Genomic DNA, 19073 nt, shown 5'->3' on the forward strand with positions numbered 1-19073 from the left:
GGGTGGGATATTTGAAAAAGGAAAACCTGCATTATAAAAATGTTAATGAAAATCCGTGCAATATGTGTATGCCCATGGGGGGTATCCTACCCTTTAAGGGTTTGGAGAATTCCATGGTAATTATTCACGGTTCGCAGGGCTGCAGTACCTATATGCGCAGGCATATGGCGGAGCACTTTAATGAACCCATTGATGTAGGCTCTACCTCCTTGAATGAAAAAGGTACAATTTATGGTGGAGGAAACAACCTGAAAAGGGGTCTGGATAACATATTGAAGGTTTATCAGCCAGGTTTGATCGGTGTGTTGACTACTTGTCTGGCCGAAACCATTGGAGAGGATACAGAGAGGCTGTCGGCAGAATACCTGCTGGAGAGAGGAATGCCTGACTATCCCGTGATTCCTGTACCTACTCCCGGTTACGGGGGCAGTCATGCGGAGGGCTATTGGCTGGCTGTAAGAAAAATAGTAGGTAAGCTTGCTCGTGAGACAGAACCTCACAATAAAATCAACATCATTATTCCCAACATCAGTCCTGCTGATATAAGGGAAATTAAGCGATTGCTGCAACTGATGCAGGCGGATTATACACTCTTGCCTGACTTTTCCGATACACTGGATAGGCCCTATGAACGAAGCTACAAGAAGATGCCGGAAGGAGGCACAAAGGTTTCCGACATAATACGAATGGCGGGAGCCATGGCTACTGTTCAGCTGGGGCTGACGGTAGATGAAAATTATTCACCGGGGCTTTACTTGGAAAGAGAATTTGGCGTACCCTTTTACAACTTACCCATACCTATGGGAGTAGAGTCTGTGGATTTGTTCCTAAAAGTGCTGTCTGATTTGACTGGAAATGATGTGCCTGAGTGTTTATTGCAGGAAAGAGGCAGATTGCTGGATTGCATGATTGACTCACATAAATATAACTTTCAGGGTAAAAGTGTTATCTTCGGAGAACCGGAACTCGTCTATGCCATAAGCAGAACCTGTCTGGAAAACGGTATTAAGCCAGTGGTAGTGGCTACAGGCAGCAAAACAGGGAGACTCTCCGAATTGCTTAAACCCCTTCTTGATGAAGCAAGTGAAAAGAATTTTATTCTTGAGGAAACTGATTTTGTGACAGTTCGCAGTAAGAGTAAAGAAGCCGGTGCCAATATTGCTATCGGGCATTCGGACGGCAAATATTTGACAGAAAGGGAAAGCATTCCGTTGGTTCGCATGGGTTTTCCCATTCATGACAGGGTTGGTGGACAGAGATTATTGTCGGTTGGCTATACCGGAACAACTATGTTTTTAGATAGAGTAACCAATAAGTTATTAGAGAATAAGCACGGAAATTACCGCAAGCTAATCTATCAAAATTTTTACCGGGGTACTGGGAGGAAAAAACTGTGCTGTCCGGGAAGTTGAGGTGAAGAAAATGACCTGTGGCTGCACCAATCGGCCGAATCTTAAAAATATATCGGCGGAAACCATGGAAAAGACCGGGCGACATCCTTGTTTTTCCTTTGAGGCTCACAACAGTTATGCCAGGATGCACTTGCCGGTAGCGCCCAAATGCAATATCAGCTGCAATTATTGCAACAGAAAATTCGATTGTGTTAATGAAAGCAGGCCTGGTGTGACCAGTGAAATTCTAACACCTTTAGATGCTTTGTATAAATATCGACTGGTCAAAGAAAAAATACCTTATCTAAGTGTGGTTGGGATTGCCGGGCCGGGAGATGCTCTCGCTAATTGGGAGCATACCAGACGTTCAATAGAATTGATTAAAGAAGCTGACTCGGAAGTTGTTTTTTGCTTATCTACTAACGGATTGATGCTGCCGTATTATGCCAAGGAAATAATAGAACTGGGATTAAAACATGTGACTGTCACTGTTAACAGTATTGAGCCGGCTATAGGGGGAAGAATTTATAAATTTGTTAACTACCGGGAGAAAAAATATGAAGGCGCCGCAGGTGCAGAGATATTGCTTAATAACCAGTTGGAAGGTATTTCTTTGCTTACCGGGGCAGGTATTCTGGTTAAGGTTAACATAGTGATGATTAAAGGCATAAATGATTCACATATACCGCATGTTGTGAGAAAAGTTAAGAATTTAGGTGTTTTTATTAGCAATATTATGCCCTTGCTGCCTGCACCCGGCAGTAATTTTGCAGACTATCCACAAACAGGCAAAAAGGAACTGAATGAGATGAGAAAACTCTGCCAGCTTGATTTGCAGCAGATGTTTCACTGCAAGCAGTGCAGGGCTGACGCCATAGGTTTGCTGGCCGATGACAGGTCTTCTGAATTCAGGCTGACTGAGAAGAAAAAAGAGGCGGTGCTCTAAGTAAGGCATTTGCCGGAAGATTTGATTGATTTGTTTATATATTAACATTAACCCTGAGAACAGCATTAACTCATACATTAACTAAATAAAAACTTTTGAGGTGAGATTATGTTAAAACCAAAGAAGCATATATTTGTCTGTACCAGTTCCCGACCAAACGGGCAACAGAAAGGCTTCTGCCACACAAAAGCCGGTGTAGATATTTTGAATAATTTTCGTGAGGAAATAGAGGAGCGGGGACTGGGCGGCGAAGTATTTATCTCTAACACCGGTTGTTTTGGTCTATGTGAGCAGGGTCCCATAGTTGTTGTCTATCCGGAAAATGTCTGGTACGGTGCAGTTGTACCGGATGATGTGGAGGAAATCATGGATGAACATATAGAAGGTGATAATGTAGTGAAGAGATTGGAGTTGTAGTGCTTGTCCGCTAAAATAAGGGCTGAAGAGCGTTGGGAGGGATAACTTATGTCAAAAAATATAGCCGTGTGTTTGGGCGAAGACGGGAATACAGCCACTCTGTTTGATAAAGGAAAGCTGGTTGTCTATACAAAAAGTGCGGGCAAATGGGAATCCGTCAGGGAGATGGAGCATCATATAGACAGAAGCTTGGGTATGGTTCAATTGCGCCTTAGGATGAAAGAGATTTTGAATTTTTTAAACGGCTGCCAGGTTTTTGCGGGTCTTTCAGTAACGGGTGTGCCCTATTTCGAGTTAGAGAAGCAAAAAATCAGTATCTGGGAATTTTCCGAAAAGCCTGCCGAATTTTTGGACTATATATTAGAGAAGGAAGAAGAGGCGGAAATAGAAAATGCAGCGACACAGAAGAAAGATAACATTATTCAAATGACACCGGTAGAGATTGCAGCCGGTTGCTACAGAATTTCTATTAAGGAGATTCAGGAGAAAAATACGGGGATAACATCAAAACAAGTGCTATTGCCATTTTTACGAAAGAGCGCTTTTTATTCCCTGGAGATTATCTGCAACCATATCCCGCCCTGGTTGGAAGCAGAAATGATTGTTGGCAAATTAGAAGGGAATATTGCCAGGACAGGGGAAAATGAGCATACAGTTGTTTTGAGTAAAAAGTGTTGTCCGGTATGAGAGCAGAATTATGATATTTATTAAGGGATATTTATAACGCTATTGGGTAACTAAATAGCGTTTTTTATTTCGTGGAGATTATAAATTTTACATATATTGCCGTTATGTTTTTTGTTACTCAAAATCAGTGATAATATCCGCGCATAAAATATAATTATTGTCTTTTACTTGAAACAGAGTGGAAATTGTCACACACAGGTTACCGGAAGCCATGGAAATATATGGTTCTGTAAAAAAATAATCTGATCCTGAGTCTTTTAATAAATAATAATACTTTTTAAAAGAATGATCGGTTCCCTGAGCAGCGGGTCGAAAAATAGATACTCTGCGTTTGAAAAGTTTGCTGTCATTGCATACTGTGTTGCTTATTTGCACTCCTTGTTCATTGAGAATATATATGCAATCCATAATAGGATAGTTGGATATTATTTCTGATAGTTTTGCATTTATATCCTTTGTATCAATACTATCCATATGGGCTAAAATATTACTGGCGATTCTGCGATATTCCATCCTGCGCATTTTGTCAGTTTTAGTTTTTATGATCATGTGGTTCTTGAATTTATTCGCCAGCAGTCTGATTTTGTCTTTGTAGTCATTATTAGTACACAGAATATTAACACTTGGTTTGTCAAAATAATAACCCTGCAACATATCTGCTCCCAGTTCTAAGGCACAAATTGATTCATCTTCTCCTTCAATACCCTCAGCTACAACCAGCGCACCTATTTTTTTAGCAAGGTTGACCAGTGATTTAAAAACTTCCTGCTTGTGAAATTCCTTATTTATATTCCTGATTAAAAAGGCATCCAGTTTTAGAAGGTCTGGTTTTACCAGGGATATTCTATTCAAATTTGAGTGTCCTGAACCAATATCATCCAAAGCGATTATAAAACCATAGTTTTTATAATTATTAATAAATTTATCAAGTTCCTTTAGATTATTAGCTTCAGATTCTTTAATTTCAATTACTATTCTTTGTGGGTCTACATTAAAACAGCGAACCATATTTAGCAAATTGCCGGAACCAACTACACCTTTGTCAATTATTGTAGTATCAAAATTAAGAAAGAGAAGGCTGTTTTTTACTTTTTGCTGTACCAGTTTAAAATTGGCTAAGGCTAGTTTTCTGCATAATCTGTCTAACTCCAGAGTTAACTGTTGTTTTGCTGCGTATTCAAACAGAATGTTTGGGGGAATAATTGTTTTTGTATTAGGATCTATACCCCTGCTCAAGGCCTCAAAACCAATGACTGATCGTTTTCTTACAGATAAGATTGGTTGGAAATGTGTTATGATATGTTCTTGTTCAATAATTTTTTTAATGTCAGGGGTATTTATGTCTAAAACAAACAAAAATATGCACCTCAGTTTTCAACAAATTAAGCATAGTTAACGAAAAGAGATAAATAGAAGGTTAAAGGATTTAAAAAATAAAAAAGGTCTCGCCGAATGAACGACCAGACTCCATTGCCTAATTTCTGCATCACCGTTAATGCAAATATTTTTTCTATTTATAAAATTATACACATAAGCTGTTTAAAATACAAGAAAAATTATGTTGAATGGTTTATTTTTATTATCTTTTGATTTACATTTGCTATATATATCGCTTAAATATTTTACAATCTGTCTTAAATTATTGCGTTTGGTTTAATATTTAGATATTAAAACACTTTAGCAAATACTGATTTTGTACTCTTTCAACCAAGAATTTACCTGTATCAAATAGGCAAAAAGCTGCGGCCCGGTCATAAGCTGGCCGAACCAGGGCCTGTCAAATGCATCTCCTTCTTGCTGAGCCAGCTTGCGTATGGCATTTATATTGATTAATGGCAGCAAAGGTGAGTTTGCGTCATCCAGTATTTGCAGCAGTTTGCTTCGTACAGCTGCCGTATAAGCCGGGTTGTGGGTTTTGGGATAAGGGCTTTTACGCCTTTCCAGCACATCACCGGGCAAAATTCCGGTAAGAGCCCTGCGCAAAAGTCCTTTTTCTCTATTACCGTGGTTTTTTATAGCCCATGGAATATTCCAGACATATTCTACTAAACGATGATCGCAGAAAGGTACTCGGACTTCCAATCCCGTGGCCATGCTCATGCGGTCCTTGCGGTCAAGCAAGGTAGTCATAAACCAGGTGATATTCAGGTAACATATTTCGCGTAACCTGGCTTCCAGAGGTTCTTCACCTGGCAGTACCGGTGTTTTGGCCAGTGTTTCCTGATACCTGTCAGAAATGTATTCTTCCGGTTTCATTAATTCCAGCAGTTCCGGGGAGAATATACTCATACGATCTTTAAGGGATCTGGACCAGGGAAAGGTAGTGGCGTTAATAGCCTCCTGGTTATGAAACCAGGGATACCCTCCGAATACTTCATCCGCGCACTCACCTGATAGCGCTACTGTAGCTTCCTTTTTAATTGCCTGGCAGAATAAGAGCAAAGAAGAATCAACATCTGCCATACCCGGTAAATCCCTGGCCAGCATGGCTTGTTCCAGCGAATTTACTAATTCTATAGTCTCTAATTCAATATTATGATGGTTTGTGTTAAATTGCCGGGACATCCTGTATACCCAGTGACTATCGGAATTAGGTTGAAAATGACTGGGACGGAAGTGCTGATCATTGCCAACATAGTCAACGGAGTAAGTGTTGAGCTTTCCTAATGAGGATTGTTTGAAAGCAGCTGAAGCAACGGCGGTTATGGCGCTGGAGTCTAATCCTCCCGACAACAGTGTGCAAACAGGAACATCGGAAACCAGCTGTCTTTCAATGCTGTCAATTACCATTGAGCGAACTTTGCCGGTTGTGGTTTCAAAGTCATCATCGTGAGGTAGGCTTTGCAGTGACCAGTATTTATGTGTGTATAGACCTGCTTGGTTATAGATTAAAAAATAACCGGGTTTAAGTTCATAAATATTGCGAAAAACACCGTGCCCGGGTGTTCTGGCCGGTCCCATAACGAAAATTTCGGCCAACCCCTCGCTGTTCACCTCCGCTTTGATGGCCGGGTGGGTTAATAGGGCTTTTAGCTCGGAGCCAAATATAAGTGCGTTTCCCTTGCGGGTGTAAAACAGAGGCTTTACTCCCATTCTATCACGTGCCATAAATAAACTTTGCTCGGCTTCATTCCAAACGGCGAAGGCATAAATGCCGTTCAGGTAATCAACGCAGCCTGTACCCCACTCGATGTATGACAGTAAAAGAGCCTCCGTATCCGAGTGGCTCTGAAAGATATGCCCCCTGCTTTCTAATTCCCGCCTCAATTCAGGTGTATTATAAAGTTCCCCGTTATATATTATGACGTATTCGTGTTGGCAGTAACGGCGGGACATTGGTTGAGCGCCGCCTTCCGGATCTATGACAATCAGCCTGCGGTGCGCCAGTGCCGCACAAGTTGAAAACCAGTAACCCTTGTCGTCCGGTCCCCGTTTGGCCAGTGTTTCCGACATTACCTCCAATACATGTTTCTGTTTTGTAAGATCCTCCGACCAATCTATCCAGCCTGTTATTCCACACATCTAATTACATCCCTCCTGTATAGGTTGAATTTATTTTTGGGTAGAGCGCGTTTTTGCCTGTTTTCGAATAAAGTTGCCGCAACCCGTGTTTTTTCCCAAAATACCGGATATGAATAGTGATGACGTAAAAAGATATTACAGAATACTTTCATATATGTATGCATAAATGAAAAAAACAATTTTTTGTTTATATATGTTGTTTGGATAATGTTTTCGGAATATAAAGCAATGTATTTTATATGCAGTAGATTTATACAGCAGTTTCCCAAATATCTTTTGTAACTATATTATGTTTGGTGACGGTGTATGGTGCAATATTTACAGTTTAAAAGAGCAAGTGACAGGAGATGTTCCGGTAAGCATGCAACATAAAAAGGAGTATTTGTTTTAGGAAAACCATGACTTTAAACCCTTTCCAACACAGGCAAGTCTCAGCATCCGTCGAACTGGCGGTTGCTCATTTAGGGACGGTTTTGTATAATAAATTAAGCAATCATGCCTTTAGTTTTGAAAATATTCTTAATTATACTTTAGCGGGGAGGAGCACTTGTTGAAAATAGCCTTGGCACAGATTAACCCTACTATAGGTGACTTAACAGGTAACTCTGCAAAAATAAAACAATATTTAAATAAGGCTTTGCAAGCCGGGGTTGATTTAATGATTTGCCCGGAATTGGCGGTAACCGGTTATCCGCCCAAGGATCTTTTATATCGCAAGGAATTTTTGCGGGAAGTTAATCAAGTGGTTGAAAGAGATATTTTGCCTTGTACCGGTGATATCGGCTTAATTTTAGGCGTGCCGGTGGAGGGTGACGGTGAGGACGATTTGTATAATTCAGCCATTGTTATGGAAAACGGTAAGATTATAAGCCTGCATGATAAGACGCTGCTTCCCAACTATGATGTTTTTGACGAAAAGAGATATTTTAAACCCGGTTTAATCAGAATGCCGCTGCATTTCAGGGATTTGGTTTTGGGTGTGACCATTTGCGAGGATATTTGGAATGATAAAGATTATTGGCCAAGACAAAAGTATGCCGTTGACCCGGTTCAGGAGCTGGCAGACCGTGGGATAGAGATAATAATAAATATTGCTGCATCCCCTTACCATTATGGGAAGCAAAACTTGCGTATGCAAATAATGCAGCAGTTAGCAAAAAAATACCGACTGCATATTATTTATGTCAACCAGGTGGGCGGTAATGACGAACTTATTTTTGATGGCTGCAGTATGGTTGTCAATAAGCATGGCCAGGTAGTGAGGAAAGCTAAAAGTTTTGCCGAAGATTTTCTGGTTTTTGAAATCGACGATTTACGGGAAAAGGAATCAGTATCCGAAAAATTTTTCCCGGCTGCCGGTCAAACTCAGCTCCATGAAGCCGGAGAGGAAAACATTGCTTCCGTGCACGACGCGCTTGTTTTGGGAATAAGAGATTATATCGGTAAAATTGGTTTTAATAAAGCCCTGATTGGTTTAAGCGGCGGCATTGATTCAGCTGTTACCGCGGCGCTGGCCGTAGCTGCCCTGGGGAAAGAGAATGTGTTGGGCGTGGCTATGCCATCCAGGTATTCTTCAGCCGGCAGTAAAAGTGACGCGGAAAAACTGGCGGCTAATCTGGGCATAGATTTCCGGATTATACCCGTAGAGAGTATATTTGATGTTTTTTTGACTGTATTTAATCAAGGAGCAAACCCGTTAATGGATCTGGCTGAGGAGAATATTCAGGCACGAATTCGTGGCAGTATACTCATGTTTCTCTCCAATCGCGAGGACTACTTTGTTCTGACAACCGGCAATAAATCGGAAACCGCTGTCGGTTACTGTACATTATATGGAGATATGTGCGGTAGTCTGGCTGTTATAGGTGATGTGCCCAAGGTCATGGTCTATGAACTGGCCCGCTATATCAACAGGCAGAATGAAGTTATTCCTGAAACTACAATTATCAAAGCGCCTTCTGCCGAGTTGAGACCGGATCAATTGGATCAGGATTCTCTTCCTCCCTACGATATTCTTGATGAAATAATTAGATTATATGTTGAAGAGGGTAAATCATCGGAGGAAATTGCAGTCTTGGGCTATGAGCCTTTGCTGATAAATAATATTATACGTAAAATCAACGCTGCCGAGTATAAGAGGCAGCAAGCCGCTCCGACCCTTAGAGTTACCAGCAAGGCTTTTGGCAGCGGGCGGCGCATGCCAATTGTACAGCGTTGGCATAAATGATATTTTTCGAGGAGGGGTTATATGAAATTCAGTCCCAATGGGTTGGTTACAGGTATAGGCAGTCTTCCTTACTTAAAACCGGAGCCAGCTTTGGAGCTTATTAGGGGGAATATGCCAATAATACCGCACTGGCCGCAAATGCCCATGTTAGGTGCTCAGGAGGGATTTGTCTTTCAGTTTCTCAACCCTCTGGTAGAAATGGGCCTTTTGGTGCAAAATGAAAGGCGAAGTTTTTTTACTACAGGTGCGGAAGACTGGGCAGAGCGTTTAACGGAATTTTATACCGCTTATTTTGCCGCCATGGAAGGGGATGAGGAAGCCTTATGCCGCTTTGCTTTTCCTCGTTCCTCGGCTAGTGGTTTTTATGCTTTTATAGAGGACATGGAGAAGGACCGGGGGGAGGCGGCTTATCTAAAGGGGCATTTGGCCGGACCCCTGACCGTGGGCTTTCAACTTTATGATGAGGAGGGCAAGATAGCCTATTACCAGGATCAGTTAAGAGACTTGTTGGTTAAAACGTTGGCTCTGCATGCCCGCTGGCAAGCTGCGGCTCTGGGTAAACTGGGACTTCCGGTAATGGTCTTTTTAGATGAACCCGGCATAAGAATTCTCGGCCGCTCTGATTATATCACTGTAACCAGGGAGATGATCCTGGAGGATATCGGCGCTATTTTTTCCGGGATACATGACGGGGGTGCAATGGCGGGGGTACATTCCTGTGATGCGATAGATTGGGATATTTTATTTGAATCTGATTTAGAAGTGATTAGCTTCGATGCTTTCACATACTTTAATTCTTTTTTGCCTTATACCTCTGGTTTGAAGAAATTTCTGCAAAGAGGAGGCTGTCTGGCCTGGGGTATCGTGCCTACATCACCCAGAATATGGGATGAAAGTACCGAGAGTCTGGTTGGCCTGTTAAGCAGTCAGTGGCTGCAGCTTGAGGCAAAGGGTATAAACAGAGAAATGCTTAAAAAACAGGCCTTAATCACTCCTGCCTGCGGTACCGGACTGTTAAAAGTCGAAGAAGCGGAGGGGATTTACAGTTTTAGCCGGCAGATAGGGGAACAGGTGCGCAGTTTTTAGTTCCATCAAAGCCAATAATGGGTTTTGTGCTATCTCCTTAGTTCTAAACCCTGTATAGGAAGTGAAATAATGAAATTTCCTGCAGACTATCACCTGCATACTATGCGTTGCGGGCATGCCTCGGGAAGCATTGAAGAATATTTAAAAACAGCGCGGGAGCTTGGACTGGTGGAGGTGGGTTTTTCCGATCACCTGCCCTTATATTTTCTGCCAACGGAGCAAAGAGAAGCGGGGTTGGCGATGGATGAATCGGAATTAGCTGATTATTTTGGTGATGTCATCCGGGCCCGACTGGCTTTTCCTGACTTAACTGTCAAGCTGGGTATAGAAGCTGATTATATGCCGGGAATGGAGAACCAGTTGGTAAATGTTTTAAAAGACATGCCACTGGATTATGTACTGGGTTCGGTGCATTATATTGACGGGTGGGGATTTGATAATCCTGATTACATTTCTCAATATGACAGTATGGATATTGAGAAGCTTTACCGGCGTTATTTCCAGCTGTTAAAACAGGCTGCTCTTTCAGGTATATTTGATATATTGGCGCATCCTGATTTAATTAAGAAATTTGGCTACTTTCCGGCGCGGGATATGACTCAGGTTTATGAGGATACTGTTCAAGCCATTCATGCAAGCAATGTTTGTATTGAGGTAAATACAGCCGGTTTAAGAGTTCCTGCCCGTGAAATATACCCGACAGAGGAGTTTTTGCAGCTTTGCTGCCGGTACGGTGTGCCCGTAACTCTGGGTTCCGATGCTCACAAACCCGAGCAGGTTGGTTGGGGCTTTGCTGAAGCAGTGAAGTTGCTGAAAAAAGTCGGTTATCGTGAAACAGTGCTATTTACAGAGCGGCAGCGCAAGTTTATAGCTTTGGAATAAGAGCACAGCTTGCCAGGGATAATAAAATAGCAATGGTATAGCTTGCTTCCTTAGTCAAAAATGGTATAATGGATATATAAAAATATTTGACAATGTTGTCCTGACCGTTTTCCAGCGGTGAGGACTTTTGTTTTATTCAAGGAAATTATGCTTATGATTTAAAAGAAGAGGAGGTTTGATTATGAAAATACATTACCTGCAGCATGTTCACTTCGAGGATCCGGCCAATATCGAACAGTGGGCAAAAGAGAGGAATTATCAGTTGAGCGGGACAAAGCTTTTTCAAGAAAACCAACTGCCGTCATTGGGTGAATTCGACTGGTTGGTGGTTATGGGCGGACCCATGAATATATATGAGGAAGAGATTTATCCGTGGTTGGCTGCGGAAAAAAAATTTATTGCCCAAGCCATAGCAGCCGGAAAGCAGGTTCTCGGTATTTGTCTCGGGGCGCAATTAATAGCCGCTGTTTTGGGGGCAAAGATATACGGAAATGAAAACAAGGAAATCGGTTGGTATCCCGTCAGGATATCGGAGGGGGTCCAAAAGTTGCCCGTTTTCAGCGGCCTACCGCAAACCTTTACCGCTTTTCACTGGCACGGGGATACTTTCGAATTGCCCGCGGGTTCTGTAAGAGCGGCCCATAGCGAGGGTTGTATCAACCAGGCTTTTGCTTATAACGATGGGAAGGTCATAGGCTTGCAGTTTCACCTGGAATCTTCCCTTGAGAGTGTGGCTAAGCTGGTTGACAATTGTGGGGATGAATTGGTGGGGGGTAAGTATATTCAGTCTGCAGCTGTAATACAGGATTTGGACAATAATTGGTCGGGTATACGTGAAATAATGGCTAGACTTCTGGATAATATAGTCACTTTAATAGCTGATAAATAAAATTATTAATCAGCCCTGTACAGGGCTTAATTATTCTCAGCTTTTGCGATATTTTTCACGAAATTATCGTAAGGGAATTGCTTTTAGTTTAACGGGAATCTAAATTTGTAGGTTGACACATTGCCAACATAAAAATGGTGTATAATATCTATTTAGTAGAATGATTATATTATTGTTTAATTTTGATTATCGTACACTCAAAACTAAGGGGGGATTCTTTTTGCAAGACACAGTGACTAAGAGCACAAGATTTTATATGATCAGCAGTTTTTTGAAAAAGAAAAAGTTGCTGGTCTTTATTGTGCTGGCAATATGTCTTGTTGTTCCCGGCTACTATTATTGGACAAGCGGCAAAAAAATAAATGCAAATTTTTTAACTGAGACGGTTAGCAAATCCAGCATTATCAGTACAGTTTCAGCCAGTGCCACTATAGAACCGGTGAGTTCCGTTTCTTTAAGTTTTAAAAACTCAGAAATAATAAACAAACTTTATGTTAAAGTAGGCGATCATGTAAACGGAGGACAACTTTTGGCGGAACAGGACGGCAGCAATCTCACGGAGCAGCTCAACCAATCCAGGGCAAGCCTAAAGTCTGCTGAAGCCAAACTGGCCTTATTGCAAAACGGAGCCCGTTCAGAAGACATAGCGCAATCAAGAGAAAATGTTAATATGGCTCAAAATGCTTATGATCTGGCTAAATCCACACTGGAGCGAAATCAGGTACTTAAAGAGCAGGGGGCCTTGTCGCAATTTGATTTTGACAAAGCCCAGTCAGACTTCAAAAATGCTGAGAGCAGACTTAAACAGGAACAGGAATCACTTAAGGCACTTTTAGCCGGTAATAGACCGGAGGATATAGCAACTGCGTCTGCTCAGGTAGATAGTGCGAAATCTCAATTGCAGATGGCTCTAAATGATATGTCCGGTACAAAATTATACAGTCCTATGAATGGCACGGTAAGTGTTATGAACGGTGCCGAGGGTCAGAGAGCCACAGCTAACAACAATAACACCAGCGGCGGCGGTTTTATATCTGTGATTTCTGATCAGCTTCAGGTAAGGGCTCAGGTGAATGAATCAGATATAGGTAAAGTAAAGAATGGCCAAAAGGTGGAATTAAGTGTTAACTCATATCAGGATAAAATTTTTAATGGCAAGATTTCCAGTATTTCTCCGCAAGCTTATACCGTCTCCAATGTGCAGATTTATGACGTGATTATAAATCCTGACCAAAATTATTCGGAATTAAAAGCAGGTATGCCTGCCAATGTTAATATTATTCTGGACAGGCATGATAATGTGCCTGTTGTTCCTAAAGGGGCAGTCTCTTATGCTATAAGTTATCTGAATAAAAACAGGGCGGCACTATCCTCTATTCGGACAGCCCAGGACTCGGGACAAATGAGGAACAGGTTAAACAGCGACAATAACAAACAGTCAACAGGTGAAAAAGACACTTCTAAGAACTCGGAGGCAGCAACTGACTCCGGTCAACAAAGGGCAACCGTATTGATCTATAATAAATCAGGTGAACCTAAAATACAAAGAGTTGTGCTGGGATTGTCAGACGTGAAAAACTATGAGGTTATTCAGGGATTAAAAGAAGGAGATATAGTAGTTGTGGGTTCTTTGGAGCAGTCAGCTTCTTCTAATGCACAGGGTAACCAGTCAACTAATGCACCGCTTGCACCTCGGGTTGGCGGGGGCGTCAGGGTCCGATAATAAAAGTATCTTTCAGTTTATTAAGTAAAAATAAGCTTTGGGCAGTTTATGTCAAGGCGAGTTGATAAAATATAACCGGGCGGTGTTTTGTATGCCGGATCAAAAAGTTATAGAGTTGGTAAACATAAAAAAAATATACGATATGGGAGAAACTCGAATCTTTGCTCTACAGGGTGTTAGTTTAACTGTAGCTGTCGGTGAAATGGTGGCAATAATGGGTTCTTCCGGTTCAGGGAAAAGCACTATGCTTAATATTATAGGTTGCCTGGACAAACCGACGGAAGGGTCTTACTTTCTGGACGGGGAAGATGTCTCAAAACTGGACAAAGACAGGTTGGCCGCGATTCGCAATAAAAGAATTGGCTTTGTTTTTCAAGGCTTTAATCTTTTGGGTAGAGTAAAGGTTATAGATAATGTGCAGTTGCCTCATATCTATGCAGGAACGGAAAAAAGGATTATGGCTGCCAGTGCACAAGAAGCCCTGAACTGGGTAGGTTTGAGTAAGTATCATAACCATTATCCGACTCAAATGTCGGGTGGACAACAGCAAAGAGTGGCTATTGCCAGGGCCTTAGTCAATAATCCCTCCTTGATTTTAGCGGATGAACCGACCGGTGCTTTGGATTCAAAAACCAGCCTTGAAATAATTGCGGTATTGCAGAGGCTAAACGAGGAAAAGGGTATTACCCTGGTTATAGTAACTCACGAAAAGGAAATAGCCTCCTATTGTCAGAGGTTGGTGGTGTTAAAGGACGGCCGAGTAATTGAAGACAAAACCATAAGCAACCGCAGAAACGCAAGCAGAGATCTCAATGCCTTCCTGCAGGAAACGGAGGTAGAAGAGTGAATCTATTCAATAACTTAGAAGTTGCTTTGAATGGTTTGAAAGCTAATAAATTAAGATCAGCTTTAACTATGTTGGGAATAATTATAGGTGTTTCAGCAGTGATTATTATGGTTTCCGTGGGACAGGGTGCCAGTAAAAAGATTTCAGCCCAGATTTCAAGTATGGGTTCTAATCTCTTAATGGTTTTTCCCGGTGCGGGAAGTGGACCGGTAAGGGGCTCCGGGGGCAATGTAAACACACTTACTCTGGATGATGCGAATGCTATTGCTGAATTGAACCTGGTATCTAATACAGCTCCCGAGCTTTCAACCGGTGTTACTGCCACTTATGGCAGTCAGACATGGACGGCTGAAGCTGATGGAACAACTCCTGAAATGCAGCTTATCAAAGACTTATCCGCTTCTTCCGGGTCATTTTTTACAGCGGATGACGTTAAGTCGAGTTCCATGGTGGCAGTGCTGGGAAAAACAGTAGTGGATAATCTCTACCCGGTTGATATAGACCCGGTTGGGACGACAATCAGGATTAATAAACTCACATTTACAGTAGTTGGCGTGCTGGCTTCTAAAGGAGCTTCAATGGGTGGGCAGGATCAGGACAATGTAATTTTTATACCGATAACTACCGCGCAGATCAAGCTCCTGGGAGTAAAGAATGTACGTTTAATTAATGTACAAACAGAAACACCTGAGAGTATGAGTTATGTTCAAGCAAGTGTAGAAGACTTATTGAGAAACAGGCATCGGCTGAATCATCAGCAGGATGATTTTAATGTGCGCAACCTGACTTCAGTTCTGGAGACCGCTGAGAGTGCTACCAATATAATGACACTCCTGCTGGCCAGCGTAGCCGCTGTTTCACTGCTGGTGGGGGGTATAGGTATAATGAATATAATGCTGGTATCCGTAACCGAGAGAACCAGGGAAATAGGTTTACGTATGGCAGTGGGTGCTACTCAGAGCAATATAAGAAACCAGTTTCTGGTGGAAGCACTGGTGCTGTGCCTGATCGGGGGGCTGGCGGGGATCATTATCGGTATTGCCGGTTCTAATTTGGTTTCAAAGTTGTTGGGTTGGACAACCAGCGTTACAATGACCTCTGTATTAATTTCAGCCGGTTTTTCAGCTGCTATAGGAATATTTTTCGGCTTTTACCCGGCCAAAAGAGCGGCGGAGCTTGACCCGATAGAAGCGCTGCGATTTGAAAAGTAAGGGTGGACATAATATAAATATTCATGTATATTGATAGGTAATAAAGTGTTATATAGAGAGATATGCAGATATATTGTCTGTTTCTTTTTATAGAAAGAGTGTATGTTTTCAGACTTCTGTCAAGACTAGTAGAACGATTCCTAATTAACATATCAATAAGCTAGTTAAATAATATAATTTCTACTAATAATTTAAATTATTTCAATATCATCCATTTTGTACTTCCAGCGGTAAACAGTAGGACAATCATTAATTTCTTTTATATATTTGTAAATTCTATCTTTTAATTCTTCTTTAGTTTTTACCCTAATAGCCCTCAGCATTGATTTAGCCATTTTGCCAAAAAATGATTCAATTAAGTTCAACCAGGATCCATGTTTTGGTGTAAAAACAAATTCAAAACGATTTGGGACAGTACTAAGATAAGCCCTTGTTTCTTTTGAAATATGAGCGGAGTGGTTGTCCAATATAATTACTATTTTCTCTATATCTTTGTAGTACTCACTTATCATTTTTAGAAACTCTACAAACTCAATACTACGATGGCGGTCTTCTACTTGAGCTAAGATATGACCTGTTACCAAATCAATACCGGCCATGAGACTAAGTGTACCATGGCGAACATATTCATAATCACGAGCAAGACATGAATACGTTCCAGGAGAAGGAGAAAGATCCGGAGCAATATTTTCTATAGCTTGAATACCGGGTTTTTCATCATATGATATATAAGCATACATTGATTGTTCATCATTTTTTGATACCATTTCAACTTCTTTATAGACATATAACACGTTAGCCATTTTTTGTTCAAATTCTGGATCCCTTTTTTCCAAGTAATATTTAATTTTATGTGGCTTAACTTTGTTTGCTGAAAGTATTTTTGATACTGTACCTTTTGCTAGATTTTGCAGGGTTGGATGGCCATTTTCTACACAATGATTTCGTGCATGTTTGGCTAATAAATCTGTTGTCCATAATTCATAGCTATATCCAAATTCCTTAGGTTTTTGGCAAGCAAGAGAAACAAGCCACGCTTTATCTTCTTTGGTTATTGTATCCGGCCTGCCTGAACGAGGAAGATCATTGAGTGCTATATCTAAGCCAAATTGTAAAATTTTATCTATATGTCGTTCTACTTTTGCACGGTTAGTCTCTAATATTCTACCAATTGAAGCTATTGTTTCTCCTTGATGATACAAGAGAAACATTTTAGCCCGTTCAATATGACTCACACTTTCTGTTCTTGAATGTATAATTTTTTCTAATCTATTTATTTCTTCTGTTGTCAAATCTAATTTTGCTCTTTGACTTATGAATGGCATAGTTTGGTCTCCCCACCTGTTATGTATTATAGGAAATTATATACCATGCCGATTTGTGGTTCAATGATAATTAAGAATTGCTCTACTAGGTTATTGGAAAGGAACTATCCTTTTTATTTAGATAGTTCCTTTCTTGTATTCTGTTGTTGATGTTTTAAAAAGAAATAGGCAGAGTGGTTATATAATTGGACAAGTTTTCACTTTGTTTTAGGAATTGATTAATTTGAAAAAATTTAAAGGGGTGGTTTATTAGTGAAGCATAAAATTTTATACCCTGGTGCTTTTCCCTTGTTGGAAGTTGAACTGCAGCATGGGGAGTCAATTAAAGCGGAATCAGACGCCATGGTTTCTATGTCTGATACCCTGGATGTGGAAGGTAAGATGGATGGTGGTATAATGGGCGGACTGGCGCGCATGGTTGCGGGAGAAAGTTTCTTTTTTCAAACTCTCACTGCCAAAAGGGGACCGGGAAAGGCCTTGCTGGCACCGTCGGCACCTGGCGATATTATTGATGTGGAGTTGGACGGTTCTTATAGTCTGGTGGTGCAAAAGGATGGTTTTTTTGCCGGTTCCAGGGATCTACAGGTTTCAGCTAAAATGCAGAATCTGGCTCAGGGGATATTTTCCGGCGAAGGCTTTTTTGTTTTAAAAGTCAGCGGACAGGGAATCGTTTTTTTGAGTTCCTACGGTGGTATCCATGTAATTAACCTGGAAAAGGGAGAAGAGGTGGTTGTGGATAACGGTCACCTGGTAGCCTGGCCGGAATATATGAGTTATACTGTTGAAAAGGCTTCCAAGGGCTGGATATCCACTTTTACTTCCGGGGAAGTTGCGGTGTGCCGGTTCCGGGGGCCGGGTCCTGTTATTATTCAAACCAGGAATCCAAAGGGTTTCGGTCACTGGATCAGACAGTTCATTCCTACTCGCGGCAGTAATTAGCTAACTTATATATTTTGATCAACCTGTAATGTTATTGTTGTGAAAATAATATTATTTTGAATAATGGATGTGATTTGTGAGGCAGGAGAATCTCCTGCCTCATTTTTTTATGACCTGGTAAATTATGCTTATTTCGGACTTGTGAATAAGTTAAGGTATACCGCAAATGTGTCATTTTCAACGCCCCTTTTTATGAAATAATTTATAGCATTGTATTTTGGTGTTTTGTAAATGAAGTGAACTAATAATTCCCTGCTGACATATAAAAAATATTTAGCCTGATCCTTGTAAATAATTTCAAAACACAAATTGTTGATTGGTGAATTTATTATGACACGATATGTTGTATAAAATATGTTTTTTCGGCCTTGAAGCAGAGGCAAGCTTTAATTTTTTTAAAAAACAAATGCAGGAGAATGCGAAGTGAAATAGAATTAAAATAAAGTGGATTAAAGTGGTGGAAAGTGGTTAATAGTGAAGCCAATGGTGGGAGTGGTATGCTATGTTCATGGGTGAGCACCAGCACACCATAGACAATAAGGGAAGAATGATTATTCCCGCTCGCTTTCGGGAAGAACTGGGCGAGCGTTTTGTCATGACCAAAGGCCTTGAAGGCTGTCTGGCCCTTTATCCTTTACAAGAATGGTCAGTTTTAGAGCAAAAAATGCGTTCCCTGCCTTTTACTCGTAAAGATGCGCGCGCATTGGCAAGGTTTATATTTTCAGGTGCCAGTGAGTGTGAGATAGACAAACAGGGTAGAATACTAATTCCTAACAACTTGCGGGAGCATGCAAAATTAGTTAAGGATGTGGTTGTTATTGGAGTTTCATCGAGGGTTGAAATATGGTCAAAAGCCGAGTGGGAAGCCTATAGCAATGAAACTGCGGTCTCAGTGGAAGAAATAGCAGAAAAAATCGTTGATTTTGATTTGGGTTTTTAATGCCGGGTTAACTTTACTCCGGGTGGTAATAATACATATTA

General features: G+C 41.1%; 16 protein-coding genes. 13 read left to right on the forward strand and 3 right to left on the reverse strand.

Annotation, left to right across the window (positions count from 1 at the left end):
• The first annotated feature begins 11 nt into the window (after positions 1-11).
• From DTOX_RS04935 to DTOX_RS04950, 4 genes are all read left to right on the forward strand, one after another.
• Positions 12-1412 (forward strand): nitrogenase component 1, encoded by a 1401-nt coding sequence (locus DTOX_RS04935; RefSeq protein ID WP_015756630.1) that lies wholly within the window; start codon positions 12-14, stop codon positions 1410-1412.
• A 10-nt stretch (positions 1413-1422) separates the two neighbouring features.
• The gene (gene nifB / locus DTOX_RS04940; protein WP_015756631.1) at positions 1423-2337 is read left to right on the forward strand and encodes a nitrogenase cofactor biosynthesis protein NifB; all 915 of its coding nucleotides are present in this window, start codon (positions 1423-1425) and stop codon (positions 2335-2337) included.
• A gap of 108 nt (positions 2338-2445) precedes the next feature.
• Positions 2446-2754 carry a 2Fe-2S ferredoxin gene (locus DTOX_RS04945; RefSeq protein ID WP_015756632.1) on the forward strand — a complete coding sequence of 103 codons (309 nt, stop codon included), beginning with the start codon at positions 2446-2448 and terminating at the stop codon, positions 2752-2754.
• A gap of 48 nt (positions 2755-2802) precedes the next feature.
• Positions 2803-3441: a Fe-only nitrogenase accessory AnfO family protein gene (locus DTOX_RS04950; protein WP_015756633.1), complete on the forward strand. Its 639-nt coding sequence runs from the start codon at positions 2803-2805 to the stop codon at positions 3439-3441.
• Positions 3442-3555: 114 nt separating this feature from the next.
• Here DTOX_RS04950 and DTOX_RS04955 read toward each other — a convergent pair whose 3' ends face one another.
• Positions 3556-4797 carry an EAL domain-containing protein gene (locus tag DTOX_RS04955; protein WP_015756634.1) on the reverse strand — a complete coding sequence of 414 codons (1242 nt, stop codon included), beginning with the start codon at positions 4795-4797 and terminating at the stop codon, positions 3556-3558.
• Positions 4798-5118: 321 nt separating this feature from the next.
• Positions 5119-6963: an asparagine synthase (glutamine-hydrolyzing) gene (gene asnB / locus DTOX_RS04960; RefSeq protein WP_015756635.1), complete on the reverse strand. Its 1845-nt coding sequence runs from the start codon at positions 6961-6963 to the stop codon at positions 5119-5121.
• A 550-nt stretch (positions 6964-7513) separates the two neighbouring features.
• Here asnB and DTOX_RS04965 point away from each other — a divergent pair.
• The 7 genes from DTOX_RS04965 to DTOX_RS04995 all read left to right on the forward strand — a co-directional run bounded on the left by DTOX_RS04965 (position 7514) and on the right by DTOX_RS04995 (position 15828).
• The gene (locus DTOX_RS04965) at positions 7514-9190 is read left to right on the forward strand and encodes an NAD+ synthase (protein ID WP_015756637.1); all 1677 of its coding nucleotides are present in this window, start codon (positions 7514-7516) and stop codon (positions 9188-9190) included.
• Between the two features lie 21 nt (positions 9191-9211).
• Positions 9212-10276 (forward strand): uroporphyrinogen decarboxylase/cobalamine-independent methonine synthase family protein, encoded by a 1065-nt coding sequence (locus DTOX_RS04970; RefSeq protein ID WP_015756638.1) that lies wholly within the window; start codon positions 9212-9214, stop codon positions 10274-10276.
• 69 nt (positions 10277-10345) lie between these two features.
• The gene (locus tag DTOX_RS04975; RefSeq protein ID WP_015756639.1) at positions 10346-11158 is read left to right on the forward strand and encodes a histidinol-phosphatase; all 813 of its coding nucleotides are present in this window, start codon (positions 10346-10348) and stop codon (positions 11156-11158) included.
• Positions 11159-11339: 181 nt separating this feature from the next.
• A complete protein-coding gene (locus tag DTOX_RS04980) occupies positions 11340-12047 on the forward strand; it encodes a type 1 glutamine amidotransferase (protein WP_015756640.1) in 708 nt (235 codons plus the stop codon).
• Positions 12048-12267: 220 nt separating this feature from the next.
• Complete coding sequence (locus DTOX_RS04985) at positions 12268-13770, forward strand: HlyD family secretion protein (RefSeq protein WP_015756641.1); 1503 nt, start codon at positions 12268-12270, stop codon at positions 13768-13770.
• Between the two features lie 91 nt (positions 13771-13861).
• The gene (locus DTOX_RS04990) at positions 13862-14617 is read left to right on the forward strand and encodes an ABC transporter ATP-binding protein (RefSeq protein WP_015756642.1); all 756 of its coding nucleotides are present in this window, start codon (positions 13862-13864) and stop codon (positions 14615-14617) included.
• Complete coding sequence (locus DTOX_RS04995; protein WP_015756643.1) at positions 14614-15828, forward strand: ABC transporter permease; 1215 nt, start codon at positions 14614-14616, stop codon at positions 15826-15828. Before DTOX_RS04990 ends, DTOX_RS04995 begins: the two co-directional genes overlap by 4 nt.
• A 191-nt stretch (positions 15829-16019) precedes the next feature.
• Here DTOX_RS04995 and DTOX_RS05000 read toward each other — a convergent pair whose 3' ends face one another.
• A complete protein-coding gene (locus tag DTOX_RS05000; protein WP_015756644.1) occupies positions 16020-17153 on the reverse strand; it encodes an IS630 family transposase in 1134 nt (377 codons plus the stop codon).
• Between the two features lie 252 nt (positions 17154-17405).
• Here DTOX_RS05000 and DTOX_RS05005 point away from each other — a divergent pair, with 252 nt between their 5' ends.
• Together DTOX_RS05005 and mraZ are read left to right on the forward strand one after the other, a co-directional pair.
• Positions 17406-18092, forward strand: a complete 687-nt coding sequence (locus tag DTOX_RS05005) for a TIGR00266 family protein (protein WP_015756645.1) — start codon at positions 17406-17408, stop codon at positions 18090-18092.
• Positions 18093-18594: 502 nt separating this feature from the next.
• Positions 18595-19032 (forward strand): division/cell wall cluster transcriptional repressor MraZ, encoded by a 438-nt coding sequence (mraZ, locus tag DTOX_RS05010; protein WP_015756646.1) that lies wholly within the window; start codon positions 18595-18597, stop codon positions 19030-19032.
• The last annotated feature ends 41 nt before the right edge of the window (positions 19033-19073 follow it).

The organism is Desulfofarcimen acetoxidans DSM 771 (genome assembly GCF_000024205.1).
In the GTDB taxonomy this organism is placed as follows: Bacteria; Bacillota; Desulfotomaculia; order Desulfotomaculales; family Desulfofarciminaceae; genus Desulfofarcimen; species Desulfofarcimen acetoxidans.